Source organism: Burkholderia sp. KL41, from assembly GCF_057005415.2.
This window is the reverse complement of record NZ_CM174447.1, coordinates 1746540-1761947: the sequence shown is the minus strand read 5'-3', so window position 1 is coordinate 1761947 and position 15408 is coordinate 1746540. Positions and strand designations below refer to the sequence as shown.

At 67.0% G+C, this 15408-nt stretch carries 15 protein-coding genes; 3 read left to right on the top strand and 12 right to left on the bottom strand.

The genetic code is table 11. The features are described 5' to 3' along the window. Positions 1-5: 5 nt before the first annotated feature. From PQB87_RS25360 to PQB87_RS25340, 5 genes are all read right to left on the bottom strand, one after another. Entirely contained in the window at positions 6-899 is an 894-nt protein-coding gene (locus tag PQB87_RS25360; protein WP_059683718.1) for a CoA transferase subunit A, read from the bottom strand. A 9-nt stretch (positions 900-908) separates the two neighbouring features. After that, on the bottom strand, positions 909-1805 hold the full coding sequence (locus PQB87_RS25355; RefSeq protein ID WP_489244203.1) for a VOC family protein: 897 nt from the start codon (positions 1803-1805) through the stop codon (positions 909-911). A 199-nt stretch (positions 1806-2004) separates the two neighbouring features. Continuing rightward, entirely contained in the window at positions 2005-2475 is a 471-nt protein-coding gene (locus PQB87_RS25350; protein ID WP_175755016.1) for a type II toxin-antitoxin system VapC family toxin, read from the bottom strand. Continuing rightward, entirely contained in the window at positions 2408-2644 is a 237-nt protein-coding gene (locus PQB87_RS25345) for a FitA-like ribbon-helix-helix domain-containing protein (protein ID WP_021159426.1), read from the bottom strand. Before PQB87_RS25345 ends, PQB87_RS25350 begins: the two co-directional genes overlap by 68 nt. A 397-nt stretch (positions 2645-3041) precedes the next feature. Further along, positions 3042-3719 (bottom strand): hypothetical protein, encoded by a 678-nt coding sequence (locus PQB87_RS25340; RefSeq protein ID WP_059683723.1) that lies wholly within the window; start codon positions 3717-3719, stop codon positions 3042-3044. Positions 3720-4422: 703 nt separating this feature from the next. Between PQB87_RS25340 and PQB87_RS25335 the strand changes: the two genes are divergently transcribed. Both PQB87_RS25335 and PQB87_RS25330 read left to right on the top strand, forming a co-directional pair. Continuing rightward, a complete protein-coding gene (locus PQB87_RS25335; RefSeq protein WP_194290317.1) occupies positions 4423-5166 on the top strand; it encodes a class I SAM-dependent methyltransferase in 744 nt (247 codons plus the stop codon). Positions 5167-5177: 11 nt separating this feature from the next. Further along, positions 5178-6374 (top strand): acyltransferase family protein, encoded by a 1197-nt coding sequence (locus tag PQB87_RS25330; protein WP_489244202.1) that lies wholly within the window; start codon positions 5178-5180, stop codon positions 6372-6374. A 126-nt stretch (positions 6375-6500) separates the two neighbouring features. Here the strand turns inward: PQB87_RS25330 and PQB87_RS25325 are convergent, their stop codons facing one another. The 7 genes from PQB87_RS25325 to PQB87_RS25295 form a co-directional block, all read right to left on the bottom strand. Beyond that, positions 6501-7274, bottom strand: coding sequence for an SDR family NAD(P)-dependent oxidoreductase (locus PQB87_RS25325; RefSeq protein WP_060217373.1), 774 nt, complete (start codon positions 7272-7274; stop codon positions 6501-6503). 29 nt (positions 7275-7303) lie between these two features. Continuing rightward, positions 7304-8890 (bottom strand): FadD3 family acyl-CoA ligase, encoded by a 1587-nt coding sequence (locus tag PQB87_RS25320; RefSeq protein ID WP_489244200.1) that lies wholly within the window; start codon positions 8888-8890, stop codon positions 7304-7306. 39 nt (positions 8891-8929) lie between these two features. Beyond that, positions 8930-9973: a 2Fe-2S iron-sulfur cluster-binding protein gene (locus PQB87_RS25315; RefSeq protein ID WP_489244199.1), complete on the bottom strand. Its 1044-nt coding sequence runs from the start codon at positions 9971-9973 to the stop codon at positions 8930-8932. A gap of 15 nt (positions 9974-9988) precedes the next feature. Next, a complete protein-coding gene (locus PQB87_RS25310; protein ID WP_021159417.1) occupies positions 9989-10507 on the bottom strand; it encodes a flavin reductase family protein in 519 nt (172 codons plus the stop codon). Beyond that, a complete protein-coding gene (locus PQB87_RS25305) occupies positions 10504-12264 on the bottom strand; it encodes an FAD-dependent oxidoreductase (protein ID WP_489244198.1) in 1761 nt (586 codons plus the stop codon). The genes PQB87_RS25310 and PQB87_RS25305 overlap by 4 nt, the downstream gene beginning before the upstream one ends. A gap of 10 nt (positions 12265-12274) precedes the next feature. After that, positions 12275-13468 (bottom strand): acyl-CoA dehydrogenase family protein, encoded by a 1194-nt coding sequence (locus tag PQB87_RS25300; protein WP_489244196.1) that lies wholly within the window; start codon positions 13466-13468, stop codon positions 12275-12277. 170 nt (positions 13469-13638) lie between these two features. Then, entirely contained in the window at positions 13639-14778 is a 1140-nt protein-coding gene (locus PQB87_RS25295; RefSeq protein ID WP_011355016.1) for an LLM class flavin-dependent oxidoreductase, read from the bottom strand. 260 nt (positions 14779-15038) lie between these two features. Between PQB87_RS25295 and PQB87_RS25290 the strand changes: the two genes are divergently transcribed. Continuing rightward, entirely contained in the window at positions 15039-15389 is a 351-nt protein-coding gene (locus PQB87_RS25290; protein ID WP_011355015.1) for a VOC family protein, read from the top strand. Positions 15390-15408 lie beyond the last annotated feature (19 nt).

Sequence of the window (15408 nt, the reverse complement as noted above, 5' to 3'; positions counted from 1 at the left end):
CTCCTTTACAGAATCGGCAACGGCAGCGTCGTCACGTGCGACAGCCCGCCGACGCCTTCGAGGTACTGGCGTTCGTCCTGGCCGACCACGTCGCGCAGGTACGCCGCCGTCTTCGCATCGTCTTCCGCACTGGCGCAGTACGCGCGCAGGTGCGGCAGGTCCCAGCCGTAGGCCGGCCCGCACGACGTCGGGTGTGCGCCGCCCGGCGCGTGCACGACGCCGGTGACGAGCGAGCGCTCGAACGGATTGCGTTTCGCTGCGTCGAGGTCTTCGCTCGCGAGCGACGCGTCGACCGTTTCCGCCGACACGTAGCAACGCTGCGCGGCACGTGCCATCCACGCGTCGAAGAACGGATCGGGGCCGTCGATACGCGTGTTGCCCATCCGGTCGGCCGCGTTCACGTGCAGCAGCGCGACGTCGAGATCGATCGCCGGCATCGCGAGCAGCGTTTCGCCGTCGTCGTAAGGCGACTGCACCGTGCGCAGTTGCGGCGCGTGATCGAGCAGCGCGGTGCCGAGCCCGGCACGCGTCGGCAGGAACGGCAGCCGGGCGGCGGCCGCGCGCAGGCCGAGCTGCAGCATCCCTTCGTCGAGTTCCAGCACGTCGATGCGGCCCTGTTCACGCGCACGACGGAATTGCGGTTCGAGCGGGATCACGTCGAGCGACACGAAGCCGAACACCACCTTGCGTACCTTGCCGGCCGCGCACAGCAGCCCGACATCGGCGCCGCCGTACGCGACGATCGTCAGGTCCTTCAGGTTCGAGCGCGCGATTTCGCGCACCAGCGCCATCGGCTTGCGCCGCGGCCCCCATCCGCCGATGCCGATCGTCATGCCGTCGGCGAGTTGCGCGACCACGTCGCGCGCGGACATCGTCTTGTCGAGAGGTTTCATCGTCATCCTGCTGGCTTACCGGTATCCGATGCTGAAATCGTGGCCCCACTGGCTCACCTTCGTGGCCTCGAACACCGCGTGCTTCGACCAGTCGACCGTGAGGCCGCCGAAGCCGTATTCGAGATCGAAGCCGCCGGGGGTCTTCATGTAGAAAGAGATCATCTGGTCGTTGCAGTGACGGCCGAGCGTCGCGGACATCTTCACGTCGTGCGCGGCGACGCGGTCGAGCGCGCGGCCGACTTCGTCCATCGAGTCGACTTCGGCCATCACGTGCACGCAGCCCGACGGCACGGCCATCTCGAACAGCGCGAGGCTGTGATGGCGCGCGTTGCGGCAGTGCATGAAGTGGATGCGCTTTTCAGGTTCGGCGGGATCGGGCGTGAATTTCACGCGATAGATGTCGGACAGCTCGAAGCCGAGCACGCCGCGCACGAACGCGTCGGTCGCGTCGAACTCCGGCGCGGGCAGCACCGCGTGGCCGAGCCCCATGTCGCCGGTGACGAAGTGCGCAACACCCAGCGGCGACACGAAACGGCGGAAATCGCAGCGCGCGCCCCAGTACAGCTCGTGGCGGTTGCCGGACGGGTCGGTGCACCACGCCATCGCCTGCACGCGGCGCAGCGCGGCTTCGGCGGGCGTCGCGCGGATCGGCTCGACGCCTGCCCGCTGCAGCACCGCAAGCGCGGCGTCGAATGCGGCGCCGTCGGGCAGTTCCCAGCCCGACGCGAAATAGCGGTCGGTCGAGCCGGGGACGATCACGTAGCGGAAATCGCGCTCGTCCATCTTCAGGTACAACGCACCGTCGGGCGCGTCGAGCGCCTGCATGCCCAGCACGTCTTCCGCGTAGCGGCGCCACGCATCGACGCGCGTCGCCTCGACGACGACATAGCCAAGTGCACGGACATCGATCATGTCGGCCTCCTCCTGGTTCAGAATCCGTTGTTCGTGAAAGGATTCTGGCCGGTCGGGGGTGGTGTTACATCGTCTGTTGGGACGAGAGGCGGCGGGGAATCGGAGCGGCGCAGACGCGCGCGGCAGCCCGGCGGAACGGGCCATGCCTGCGGAAGGAGACGGGGAGCCGGTACAGGTTGCCGCGACGCGGCAACCCGGATCAGTCGAACGGGTTCAGCAACCTGACGCCGGTGCGGGCGAAATCCGCGACGTTGCGCGTAACCACGGTGAGATCGTTGATCAGCGCGGTGGCCGCGATCAGCTTGTCGAGTTCGTGCGTCGGATCGGGCACGCGCAAATGCCCCCACGTCTGGCTGATCTCGATGTCGACGGGCAGGATGTTCGGTGCATAGCCGGCCAGGATGGTTGCCACCCAGGCCTCGAGCGCCGACGCCTGGGGGTGATCGCCGCGATGGCGGATCAGGTCGACGCCGCGGCGAAGTTCAGCAACTGTCACGACGGACAGGTAAAGCGGGCTGGCGTCCGCCGCGGCCTGCCTGAAGAACGCCCGCACGCCACGGTTGGTTCGCTTGCCCTTCCTGATTTCACTGATGACGTTGGTATCAATCAAATACACGCCTGGCCTCGCCGGAATCCTGAATACGTTGAAAATCCGCGTCTTCGCCGACATCGGGCATGCTCATCAGCACTTGCGCAAATGTCTTTCGCTTCGGCCGGCCGAGCGCATCGGCCAGAATGGCCCGATGTTCGGCCTCGGCACTCCGGCCATTTGCCGCAGCCCGCTCGCGCAGGCTCTGAACGATATTGTCATCCACGTTACGCACCAGTAGATTTGCCATGATTCCCTCCATCCAGATTGATATCAATGATAGCGCCATGACCGGGAATTGCAATCATTGCTATCATCGCCAGCAACGGAAGGAGGACGGTGGTCGGCGTTAGCGAACGGCAACGGGCCGCATGAACCCTTTCGGCATGCGCCGCTCGCCCGACACGTCGAACTGCTGTTTGAAAAGGTAAGCCGGATCGGAACGGCGGGAAAGACGGCCGATCGGCTAGTCACGGCTGAACGGCCTGCGCGGGCGCGCGCCGATCGATGCGGGACGGCTGCATTCACCGACTCCGCGCGCGGTGCTCGCGAGGATCGTCGGCCCTCGCGTGCCGACATCCGTTGGCCCGGCCTGATCGGCGATGCCGGCCATTCCCCGCCCGGCACACGCAACGACGCCCCGCCGCTCAGAACCGATACGAAATGCCGATCTGCAACACCGGATACCACCGGTAGCGCGACATCACCTGCCGCAGCGAATCCAGCCCGCTCGCGGCCAGGATCTGGCTCTTCGCGGGCCCGGCCGCGGCCGCCAGTTCCGGCGACAGCGTGTACGAGCATTTCGGTATCCCGTACGCAACGCCGAGATCGGCGACGAATCCCAACCCTTTCGACGCCGGCCGGTGCCCGTAACCGATCCCGAAGTACGGCATCACGGTCGGATAGCGCGCTTCGGCCACCGCGTACATCCCCGGCAGCGCCGGATAACGCTTGCCGCCGAACACGTAAGTGCCATTGGTCGGCACAGATACGCCGCGAAGCTCGTCGTCGTTGAAGCGTAGCCCGAGCGTCGCGCGGAAGCCGCTGCCTCGCCACGGAAAGATGTCCGCGTACAAGCCGCCCTGGCGCAGCTTCAGGTCGTCCTGGTAGCGATTGCCGGCCACCGTGAAGTCATGCGAAAGATCGATCGCATTGAAATCCGCATGCGCACCGAGCATCGAATTGAAGCTCACGGCCGCGCCGATGCCGACGCCCTGCGTACCGCCCTGCAGGTAGATTTCCTGCGCATGCGCACTCGCGGCAAACACCACCGCGACGAATGCCCATTGGTTCACTGTCGTTTTCACGGGCGCCTCCCCCGACATGTGCCGGGCGCGCCTCGCCAACGCATGCGGCCTGCGTCGCCATGCGTGATGCGAACCCCGGCACGACACCTTGCAAGCACGCTTGCTGTTCGACGGATCGGGAACACGTTGCCCATGCGCATGACCGATATGACATGCGCGGCTGGTACGCCGTGACAGGCGGCCCCCGCGGCCCGATCCGATTCCCCGTTTGTTTCGATGTCGTTGCATGCCGCCGACGCGTTCGTCGTTCTCGCGAAATTCGTTTGCGCCAGCGGCACCGGGTCAACCGCAAGGCACGTGCCATGCGGCGCAAATCGAAGCGGGACAAGGGTCACCGCAAAACACGGAAGCTCACGCCGGTTGTAATCGGAGGAAATGTTTCAGGAACGCATCCTTATTCGGCAGACGATGCCGGAGCGTGCGATCCGGCGTGTCGCTCATCGATGTCGCAACGCTCGTTGGTCAAGGCTGGACAGCCCTCAGCAGGTGTGAGTCGTCGTTGCAGTCAATCGTTTGTGGCGAAATGTATTGAAGAAAGCGTTGCAAAGAAGTGACCTCGAGCCTTGGCACACAATGCAGATGCGTAATCGTCCGCGACGAGGCAGGGTGAATACGGATGCTCGCGCGTGCTGACTCCCGGGGTCACGCGAAAGAACCAGTGCGCGAATCGCAGTCCGATCGGTACGCAGCGCGGAATCGAAACGCGGTACGGATTGTTGCGATGCCTGAAATTTCAGCGTCCGGGACAACTTGCAATCGGATGATAGAATCGTCCGTCCATACCCTCTGGGCGGACACAATGCGAAAAATGCAGTGGTCTAGCGGAATCGATAACGAAATCGAATTCTGGTCAAAGTGGTTGGAGACGAAGGGTGGTGCATGGCCGGAAGACTTTCAGTTCCGTATCAACCCCGATACCGAAATACACGAATGGATCGCCGAGCTTCTGAACGGCATCCGGAACCCGAAGATCCTCGACGTAGGCGCCGGCCCAATGACGGTGCTTGGCAAGAAAATGAACGGCATACCGCTGAATATCACCGCGGTCGACGCGCTGGGCGACCTGTACAGCCGCCTGAACTTCCCCGCCGGGCTCCCTCTTATCAAAACCCGACAGTGTGAAAGCGAATGCCTGAGCACGATGTTCCCGCAGAATACATTCGACCTGACGTATGCGAAGAACACGCTCGACCATAGCTACAATCCGATCGAAGCGTTTCGGCAAATGATCGCCGTGACGAAACCCGGCGGCTACGTCGCGACGGAGCATGCAGCTAACGAAGCGTTGACCGAGAACTGGGAAGGCTTCCATCAATGGAACTTCCACGTCGAAGGGCGCGACTTCAGGATTTCAGACCGAACGGACACCTTCAGTGTCTCGCAGGCGATTGAAGGCACCGCGCGAATCGTTGAACTGTCTCCCGATCATTCCGACTACATCGGTTGTGTGATCCAGAAGCTTTAGCCGATACATCAGTGACAATCCATCAGAATGACACGGGTGCGCAACCGCGCACTCCGATTCCCCGCGACTTCAGGATACCGAGCGACGTCCCCTACCTGAACGGCTTGCGCGGCGTTGCCGCGACCTGGGTCGTGATCGCCCATTGCATGATCTGGGGTGGCTGGACGCTTACCGCAATACCGGACCCGAAAATCGCTGTCGATCTGTTCATGACGATATCGGGCTTTCTGATGGCCTACAATGCCCGTCGCCGGGCATCGGTCGAGCCCATGACGCAGCCCGCTACCTGGATCCGGTTCTATATCCGCAGGTACTTTCGCATTGCGCCGGCCTATTACCTGTCGCTCGCGTTCGCGGTCGTCGCGTCGGCACCTTTTCTCGACGGCTACAAGGCCCTGCAATTGATGAACCCGGAGTTCTGGGGAGTCGGCGGCACTTACGATCCCTACACGATCAAATTCACCGCAGCCAACCTGCTCGCGCATGCCACGTTCGTTTTCGGCGCAGTACCGAAATACACGTTTGCGACCATGCTTCCCGACTGGAGTCTCAGCCTCGAGATGCAGTTCTATCTCATCTTTCCGTTGCTCTATCTGCTGATGCGAAAAATCGGTCCATTGGCCGCGTCGGTCGGATTGGCGATCATCGCGCTCGCTGCAAGCCACGCGCTCTCGGGCGTATATCCCGAGCCGGGCTTCCTGCCATTGAAGCTCTCGCTGTTCGTGACCGGCATGCTCATCGCCGAAATTCCATTCGGCACCGGCAGAATCGCAACGATCCTGATCGGCATGCTGGCGTTGCTTTTGCCGTTCGCTCAAACGTCGAGCTACGCAACCCAGTCCTGGGTACTTCCGGTCATTTCCGCATCGCTCTATGGGCTGACGGTCAACAGTCAATCCGTGTCATCGCTGCTGCAGCCCATCGACAAAATCCTCGGCGGACGGATTGCCCACGCGATGTCCGACGCTTCATACGGCATGTATCTTTTTCACGGCTTCTTTATTTCGTTTACCGGATTAGCGCTGTCCGGTGCGTTTCCCAGCTTGGCCGCGCACGGCAACCTCAGGACGCTCGTCCTGCTGGCAGTTACTTTACCGGGCTCGTTCCTGATATCGACACTCATCCACCGATTCGTGGAACGTCCGGGCATCACGCTGGGCAAAAACGCAACCGATTTCCTGTCGCCGGGGGCATCGAGCTCACGCTGATTCGACACCTGACGGCATCGGCAAGTCCGTGCCGACATCTGCCGCGACGCGGCAGGAATTACCCGGGCTCCGTCATGCAAAAGGCCGCTCGCAACGAGCGGCCCTTCCGATGTGTCAATCTCCGCGCTACACCCCATACCCACCCGAAACATTCAACTGCTGCCCGGTAATGTAACCAGCCCGATCCGACGCCAGGAACACCGCCGCCCGCCCGACATCGTGCGCCTTCCCCCAGCGCTTGAGCGCGAGCATCTTCTGCGTCTCGTCGATCCACGCCTGGTCGAACTGCCCCTGTTCGAGCAGCACCGGAAACATCCCGGCCTCGATCACGCCGACCAGAATCGAATTCGCGCGAATGTCGTAGCGCCCTTCCTCGCGCGCCAGCCCTTTCACCAGCGCCTCGTTCGCCGCCTTCGGTGCGACCGACAGCCCGTCGCGGTCGGGCCAGCGCAGATGCCCGGCCGACCCGAGCGTCACGAACGATCCGCCGCCCGACGCACGGAAGTGCGGCAGCGCGGCCTTCGCCGCCACGAAGAAGCCGATCGTCTCGACGTCGATCGCGCGGCGCCAGTCGTCGTGCGTCATGTCGCCGATATGACGCTGGTTCACGAACGGCCCGGCCGCCCAGACCACCGTGTGCACGCGGCCATGCGCGCCGATCGCGGCCGCGAACGCGGCGTCGACCTGTGCGGGATCGGTCACGTCCACGCAGTGCGTGGTGGCCGCGACACCCTCGCCGCGAATGTCGCGCGCGACCCGCTCGGCCACGTCGGCCTTGCTGCGGTAGCCCACCGCGACCGGCACGCCGGCCCGCGCGAACTCGAGCGCGACACCCTGCCCGATCCCGCCGCTGCCGCCGAACACCAGCACCGCACCCTGCGGAAACCCGTTGTCGTTCATGCGTTCATCCCGTTCGTGTACGGCGGCGCTCAGGCCGCCGCCTCGGTCCCCGCCCGCAGGCGGTACTTCAGCACCTTCCCGGCCGCACTCGTCGGCAGTTGCCCGACGAACGTGAAATAGCGCGGCACCTTGTAGTTCGCCATGTTGCGGCGCGCCCAGTCGTTCAATTCGTCGGCGTCGGCATGCGCGCCCGGCCGCAGCACGACATACGCGTGCCCGACCTCGCCGAGCCGCGTATCGGGCACGCCGACCAGCGCGACCTGCGCGATCGCCGGATGCGCGGCGAGCAGCCGCTCGATCTCTGCCGGATAGCAGTTGAAGCCGCCGACGATGAACATGTCCTTGATGCGGTCGGTGATCTTCAGGTTGCCGTTCGCGTCGACGCAGCCGAGATCGCCCGTATGCAGCCAGCCATCGGGATCGACGGTTTCGCGCGTCGCGTCCGGCTGGTTGAAATAGCCGCGCATCACGTTGTAGCCGCGCACCCAGATCTCGCCGGTCTCGTCCGGCCCGAGCGGCGCGCCGCCCGGCCCCGCGATGCGTAATTCGACATCCGGCATCGGCCGGCCGGACGTACAGGCGACCGTCTGCGCATCGTCGCCTTGACGGCACAGCGTCGCGAAGCCGCACGATTCGGTCAGCCCGTAGCCGGTCAGCACCGTCTCGAAGCCGAGCTCGGCGCGCATCCGTTCGATCAGGCTCGGGGAGATCGCCGCCGCGCCCGTGACCGCGATCCGCAGCGACGACAGGTCGTGCGTCGCCCGATCGGGCGCGTCGAGCAGCGCGTAGTACAGCGTCGGCGGGCCGGGCAGTACCGATATGCGGTCGACGGCAACGCGCCGCAGCACGTCGGCCGGCTGGAACACGAGATGCGGCAGCACGGTCGCACCGCTCGACAGCGCGGCGAGCCAGCCCGCCTTGTAGCCGAACGTGTGGAAGAACGGATTGACGATCAGGTAGCGGTCGTCAGGACGCACGCCGGCGATCGCCGCCCATGCCTGCGCGGCGCGCAGGTTCTGGCCGTGCGCGGTCATCACGCCCTTCGGGCGGCCCGTCGTGCCGGACGTGAACATCAGGTCCATCACGGTGTCGGGCGTCACTTGTGCCTCGCGTTCGCGCACCGCGTCCAGCGGCACCTCGGCGCCGCGCGCGAGGAACGCGTTCCAGGTCTCGTCATGCGCGCCGCGCGGCGGTTCGCCATCGAACACGACGACACGTTCGAGCGTCGCGGGGCGGTGCGGCGCGAGCATCGCCGGATAGGATTCGCCGAGGAACGTGCCGCAGCAGAACAGCAGCCGCGCGCCGCCGTCGTGCAGGATGCCGCCCACCTCCATCCCCTTCATCCGCGTGTTGACCGGCACGAGGATCGCGCCGACGGTGTGGATCGCCAGCGCCGCGACGATCCATTGCGGCAGGTTCGGCGCCCATACCGCGATGCGGTCGCCGGCCTCGATGCCGCTCGCGAGCAGCGCGCGAGCCGCGTCGAGGCGGGCCGTGTCGAGTTCCGCGTAGGTCAGCCGGCCGTGCTCCGACTCGATCGCCGGATGCGCGCCGTGGCGCGCGGCTGCCCGCGCGATCAGCGCGGGCGTGGTCAGGATTTCGTTGTCCATCGTCATAGATCAGGGTGGCCGTGCGCGCCGCCGGCGCGCGTCGGCTCAGTCGGGAAACACCACGCGCAGTGCATCGCTCGCGGGCCGTGCGCAACAGGCGAGCGTCCAGCCGGCCGCGATCTCGTCGTCGTCGAGCACGTGGTTGCTGTCGAGCGCGACCTCGCCGCGCTCGATCCGGCACATGCACGCGCCGCATTGCCCCATCCGGCAGGAATTCGGCGCCGGCACACCCGCGCGCAGCATCGCGTCGAGCAGCGTTTCGCCGGGCGCGCTGTCGAACGCGAACGCGTCGCCGTCGAGCACCGTCTCGATCGCCGCACCGTCGCCGGGCGCCGACGCTGCCGCCGTTGCCGCTGTAGTCGCGGCCTGCGCCGGTGCATCGGGCAACGACGCGAACCGCTCGACATGCACGCGCGCACGCGGCAGCCCGAGGCCGAGCATCGCGGCCAGCGCGTTCTCCATGAACAGCGCGGGCCCGCAGATGAACGTCTCCTGCCGGCTGAACGGCCGCGCGAGTTCCTCGAGATGGCGCTGCTGCGGAATGCCCTGCACGCTGTCGAGCCAGTGAATCACGCGCACGCGCCCGGGATGGCGCTGCACGAGCTGCTGCAGTTCGTCGCGGAAAATCACCGAGCGTTCATCGCGGTTCGCGTAGATCAGCGTCAGCATCCCGCGCCCGTGCACGAGCGCCGATTTCAGGATCGACAGCACGGGCGTGATGCCGCTGCCGCCCGCGAACAGCAGCAGGTCGCCGTCGAGTGCGCGCGGCGTGAACACGCCGGCCGGCGGCAGCACCTCGAGCGTGTCGCCCGCCCGCACGCGGTCGCACAGCCAGTTCGACGCCCGGCCGTCGCGCACGCGCTTGACGGTGATCTTCGGCGCGGCGTCGATGCCGGGCGCGCTCGACAGCGAATAGCAGCGCGCAACGGTTGCGTCCGCGCACGGCACGTTCAGCGTCAGGAACTGCCCGGGCCGGTACGCGAATGCGTCGCGCAACGCGGCCGGCACGTCGAACACGAACGAGCACGCGTCGTCGCTTTCGGCAATCACTTCGGCGACGGTCAGCCGATGGAAGCGCGAATCGCTCATCGCCGGCTCCTCACGTCACGCGGCCGCACGGGCCACCGGCGCGCCGGGCGTCGTGTAGGCGCCGTCGAGATAGACGAGCGGATCGACGTCGCCGCACATCAGCACCTCGCGAATGCGCCCGATGAACACCGTATGCGTGCCGTATTCGAAGCGGCCGTCCTGCTCGCAAACGAGGCTCGCCTGCGAATCGCGCAGATAGGGCACGCCGTGCGGCGACGTGTGCCAGTCGCCGGTCGTGAAGCGCGCTTCGCCCTTCAGCCGGCCGCTGCAGTCGATCGCGATGCCTTCGTGGCGGGCCGACAGCACGTTCACGCAGAACGGTGCGCCCGCATCGAGCGGCGGATACAGCGACGCGGTGCGGTTGATGCAGATCAGCAGCGAAGGCGGATCGGTCGACAGCGAATCGACCGCCGTCGCGGACATCGAGTAGCGCCGGCCGTCGTGCGCGCTGCTGATGACCGTGACGGAGCGCGCGAGGCGGCGCATCGCGAGCAGCATGTCGGTGCGCAGCGGATGGGGGGTGAGATCGCTCATCTTTGGACTCCGTCAAGTTCAGTCGTGGATGGCCGGGCCGGCCGGGCGCCGGCGTCGGTCGCGTGCGCGGCCAGGTGGTCGGCGGCGATGAAACCGAAGGTCATCGCCGGGCCGAGCGTCGAGCCCGCGCCGGGGTAGCTCGCGCCCATCATCGACGCGCTGGTGTTGCCGATCGCGTAAAGGCCGGCGATCGGCTCGCCGTCGGCGCGCAGCACGCGGGCCAGCGCGTCGGTGACGAGCCCGCCCTTCGTGCCGATGTCGCCCGCGTCGATCCGCACCGCGTAGAACGGCGCCTGATCGACCGGCCCGAGGCACGGGTTCGGCTCGTTCCGCGGATCGCCGTAGTACGTGTCGAACGCGTTGTCGCCCTTGCCGAACGCCTCGTCGATTCCGGTCGCCGCGTAGCGCGCCATGTCGCGCAGCGTGTCGTGCAGCCCGGCCGCGTCGACGCCGATGCGCGCGGCCAGCGCGTCGATCGTGTCGGCCTTCACGAGCACGTCGCGAAACGCCGCCGGAATCCGCGCATCGGGCATCATCGACGCCGGCATGATCGGCCCGCACGGATACTTGCGGCGAAACCGCGCGTCGAACACCATCCATGCGGGCACGCTCGCACCGGTGCGCGCATGGTCGCGATACATCGCCGGCACGAATTCGGAATACGGCGCGGCTTCGTTGACGAAGCGCTTGCCGAGGCTGTTGACGATCACGCAGCCCGGCAGGTTGCGTTCGACGAACAGCGCGCGCTGTTTCTCCTCGCCGGCGACCCCGACCGTCGGTGCGCCCCACACGTGCTCCATCAGCGCCAGCGCGCCGCCGAGCCGATGGCCTTCGGCGATCGCATCGCCGGTGTTGGCAGGCGGCGTCGCGCTCCACTGCGCCTGCGTCGGCTGCGGCAGGTAGCGTTCGCGCATCGGCTGGTTGCGCTCGAAACCGCCCGCGCCGAGGATCACGCCGCGTCGCGCGGCGATCGTCACGGGCTGCCCGAAACGCTGCGCGCGCACGCCCGTCACGCGGCCGTCCGCGTCGAGCAGGTCGCGCATCGGCGTGTCGAGCCACACCGGCACGTTGCGCTCGAGCAGCGCGCGGCGCAGCCCGCCGATCAGCGCGTTGCCGAGCGTCAGGCGCCGGTCGCGCCGCGTGCGGCGGCGCATGCCGATATCGAGCCAGTAACGGCCGAACTGTGCGATCGCGAGCTTCATGAAGCCGGGCCCGCGCGAGAACAGCGTGTGCGCTTCCTTCGACGTCACCGCCACGCGCCCGCCGATCAGCGTGCCGGGCGACGGCGGCCGCAGCCGGTCGAGCTCGTCGCCGAGCAGCGCGCCGTCGAACGGCAGCGGATCGAGCGCGCGATAACCCGGCATCGCGCCCGGCACCTTCTGGAAATAGTCCGCGTACTTCGGCAGCGACTGGTAGCGCACCGGGGTCTTCGATTCCAGGTAGCGCAGCATCTCCGGCGCGCGGTCGAGATACGTGTCGAGCTTCTCGGGCGTCGACGCGCCGGCCACGCAGGCTTCGATGTAGCCGCGCGCGGCCTCGCGCGAATCGGTCGCGCCCAGCTCGGCGATATGGTGGTTGCACGGCACCCAGATGCCGCCGCCCGACACGGCCGACGTGCCGCCGTACAGCGCCGTCCTCTCGATCACGACGACGGACAGGCCGCGGTCGGCCGCGCGGCACGCGGCGAGCAGCGCGCCCGCGCCCGAACCGACGACCACCACGTCGAACACGTATTGCTGTGCTTGCGGGTCGTTCATCGCGTCTCCGTCAGATGAAGAAGTCGGTGTTCTCGCGGCCGAGCATCACGGCGCCGAGGTTCTGGCCGAAACGGTCGACGTTGTTCGCGTAATGCGCGCGGGCCGCATGCAGGTCGAGGAAGCGGCGCACCAGCGGATTGCGGTGATAGATGCCGTTGCCGCCCGCGTAGCGCAGCAGCACGTTCGCCGCCTGCGCGCAGCGCTCGGCGACCTGGGCGGACTGGTAGCGGAAATGCACGCGGCGCTCGATCGACACGACCGGGCCGCCGGTCACCGACGCCATCAGTTCCGCGAAATTGCGCTTGAGCAGCACCTTCATCTCGTCGATCGCGACGGCCGCGTTCGCGCACGCGTTCTGCGCGCCCGGATCGTCGGTCGTCTTCGCGCCGCTGTTGGCCGACACGCGCGTGGCCGCATAACCGGTGAAATCGTCGAGCGCGCCCTGCAACGCGCCGATGCACGACGTGCACACGGCGCGCACGAAGATCTGCGCGAACGGCAGCCTGAACAGCGGTGCATCGTTGACGGCAAGGCCCGGGCTCGTGCCCATCATCCCGTCGATCGCCTTGTGCGTGCGGTACGCGGGCACGAACACGTCGTCGACGACGATGTCGTGGCTGCCCGTCGCGCGCAGGCCGAGCACGTCCCAGTCCTGCTCGATCCGGTAGTCGGATTTCGGCAGCAGGAAGGTGCGGTATTCGGGCGGCTGGCCGGCCTCGGCCGGCGGCACCAGCGCGCCGAGGAACACCCATTCGCACAGTTCGCTGCCGCTCGAGAACTTCCAGTGGCCCGACAGGCGAAAACCGCCGTCGACCGGCGTGACGCGGCCGACCGGCATGTAGGTCGACGCGATCAGCGTCGCCGGGTCGTTGCCCCACACGTCCTGCTGCGCGCGCTCGTCGAACAGCGCGAGCTGCCAGTTGTGCACGCCGACGACGCCGTACACCCACGCGGTCGACATGCAGCCGCGCGCGAGTGCCATCTGGATGTCGAAGAAGGCCTGCGGATCGAGCTCGTAGCCGCCGTAGCGCTTCGGCTGCAGCACCTTGAAGAAACCGGCGGCCTGCATGTCGGCGATCGTCTCGGCCGGGATGCGGCCCTGCGCTTCCGCCTGCGCGGCGCGGCCGGCCAGCGTCGGCGCCAGCGCCTCGGCCCGGGCGACCAGCGTGGCGGCCAATGCGTTCGAATCGTTGTCGCGATGCACGAATGTCTCCTGTGGAACGGGGGCTGCGCCGCGGCGCCCGCCCCGCTCTCGTTCATGGTTGTTCTGCGCGGCCTGGCCGCGGGCGATGCTCGCCACCACCGATGGTCGGCGTCGCGCGACCGCGCCGCATCGTCCGACCGGACGGGACGACGGGCGCGGCCCGCCCCGCCTTACGCGCAGGCCCGCTCCTTCTCCTTGTTGAAGAACGGGATCACGTGCTCGCCGATATTGCGGATCGTCTCCATCTGCGCTTCGTGCGGCACCGTGCCCATCTGGCACAGGAACAGCACTTCGTCCACGCCGGCTTCCTGCAGGCGGCCGACATAGCCGATGCAGTCGTCCACCGTGCCGTACGCGTGGTTCGGGTTCATCATCGCGAGCGCCGGATCGGCGAAGTTCACGACGACTTCCTCCGACGCGAAGCGCGAGCGGATCACCATCTCGCCGGTGTCGGCCTGCACGAGGTCGTCGCCCCACTTCGCCGGGTCCGGACGCTCGCCGCCCGTGTACCAGTACGCGAGCGATTCCATGAAGTAGCGCTGACCGCGGATGCCGATCTTGCGGGCGGCCTGGCCGTCGGCCATCACGACCGTCGGGCACAGCGCCGCGAGGTGCTGGGTCGGGCGGAAGCCGACCTGGTCTTCCGGCTTGCGGTTCGCCCACGCTTCGCGATACACGGCGTTCTTCTTCGCGACTTCATCGGGGCCGCCGAAGCCGAGCACCAGCGCGCCCATCCCGCGCTGGCCGGCGCGCAGCAGCGCGTCGGTGTTGGTGCACGCGAGGTACATCGGCGGGTGCGGGTCCTGGAACGGCTTCGGGTGGATCGGACGCTTCGGGATCTTGATGTACTTGCCGTCGTGCTCGATCTCGTCCTGCACGAACATCTTCGGCACGAGGTACATCGATTCGTCGATCATCGGCTGCAGCTCGTTGAGGTCGTAGCCGAACGCGCCGGCTTCCTGCTGGCTCCCGCCCTTGCCGACACCGAAGTGCACGCGGCCGCCCGACAGGATGTCGAGCAGCGCGACGCGCTCGGCGACCTTGATCGGGTGGTTCATCGCGGGCGGCAGGCACACGACGCCGTGGCCGAGGCCGATGCGCGTCGTGCGGCCGGCCAGGTACGCAAGGAAGGTTTCCGGCGCGCTCATATGCGCATAGTTGGTCAGCGACGTGTGCTCGACGCACCAGATCGTGTCGAAGCCGACCTGCTCGGCGAGCAGCGCCTGTTCGACCGTCTCCTTGAACACCCGGTGGTCGCCCTCGCGCGATGCGTCGGTGGTCTGGGCTTCGTAGATGAGGGAAAACTTCATTGCGTGCGTCTCCATGTATGTTGGACGAGTCGGGGTCGCGCAGCCCGCCCGCACGATACGGACGAATAGCGACGGTCCACGGATGGGAGTGTCGGCGCGCGGCCGGGCGCGGGCATCGTCTGTTCGGAGTATCGGCACGCATGCGGGGACAGAGGGGTTTCACGGTCATCCGATCGGACTGCGTGAGCGCGCGAACGGCGCGCTAGCATCGAACGGCGGCACGTTGCACGCCGCCCACATCAAGACAAGGGAGATCCGGGATGAAGGTATCGATGCTGCTGTATCCCGTCGACGACATCGACACGGCGCTGCCGCTGTTCGTCGACGGGCTGGGCCTGAACGTGAAGTTCCGCGACGGCGATCGTTATTGCGCGCTCGACGGCGGCCCGCTGACGATCGCGCTGGTCGCGGGCGACGAGCAGATCGTCGAGCGCGCGGCGCTCACGCTGCGCGTCGACGAGGACGACGACCTGTATGCGGCGATGGCGCGGGTCGTGAAGGCCGGCGCGTCGGTGCGCGTGCCCGTGCAGGCCGGGCCGCACGAATACCGCGCGGTACTGGAGGACAAGAACGGCGCGCTGCTGGTGATTTCGCAGAAGCGGGCTGCATGATGGTCGCATGGCGGTCGCA

What these genes read in the sequence shown, in the direction of transcription:
- PQB87_RS25360 (WP_059683718.1), bottom strand. Translation starts at nt 899, where the DNA reads ATGACGATGAAACCTCTCGACAAGACGATGTCCGCGCGCGACGTGGTC.
- PQB87_RS25355 (WP_489244203.1), bottom strand. Translation starts at nt 1,805, where the DNA reads ATGATCGATGTCCGTGCACTTGGCTATGTCGTCGTCGAGGCGACGCGC.
- PQB87_RS25350 (WP_175755016.1), bottom strand. Translation starts at nt 2,475, where the DNA reads ATGTCGGCGAAGACGCGGATTTTCAACGTATTCAGGATTCCGGCGAGG.
- PQB87_RS25345 (WP_021159426.1), bottom strand. Translation starts at nt 2,644, where the DNA reads ATGGCAAATCTACTGGTGCGTAACGTGGATGACAATATCGTTCAGAGC.
- PQB87_RS25340 (WP_059683723.1), bottom strand. Translation starts at nt 3,719, where the DNA reads ATGTCGGGGGAGGCGCCCGTGAAAACGACAGTGAACCAATGGGCATTC.
- PQB87_RS25335 (WP_194290317.1), top strand. Translation starts at nt 4,423, where the DNA reads ATGCCTGAAATTTCAGCGTCCGGGACAACTTGCAATCGGATGATAGAA.
- PQB87_RS25325 (WP_060217373.1), bottom strand. Translation starts at nt 7,274, where the DNA reads ATGAACGACAACGGGTTTCCGCAGGGTGCGGTGCTGGTGTTCGGCGGC.
- PQB87_RS25320 (WP_489244200.1), bottom strand. Translation starts at nt 8,890, where the DNA reads ATGACGATGGACAACGAAATCCTGACCACGCCCGCGCTGATCGCGCGG.
- PQB87_RS25315 (WP_489244199.1), bottom strand. Translation starts at nt 9,973, where the DNA reads ATGAGCGATTCGCGCTTCCATCGGCTGACCGTCGCCGAAGTGATTGCC.
- PQB87_RS25310 (WP_021159417.1), bottom strand. Translation starts at nt 10,507, where the DNA reads ATGAGCGATCTCACCCCCCATCCGCTGCGCACCGACATGCTGCTCGCG.
- PQB87_RS25305 (WP_489244198.1), bottom strand. Translation starts at nt 12,264, where the DNA reads ATGAACGACCCGCAAGCACAGCAATACGTGTTCGACGTGGTGGTCGTC.
- PQB87_RS25295 (WP_011355016.1), bottom strand. Translation starts at nt 14,778, where the DNA reads ATGAAGTTTTCCCTCATCTACGAAGCCCAGACCACCGACGCATCGCGC.
- PQB87_RS25290 (WP_011355015.1), top strand. Translation starts at nt 15,039, where the DNA reads ATGAAGGTATCGATGCTGCTGTATCCCGTCGACGACATCGACACGGCG.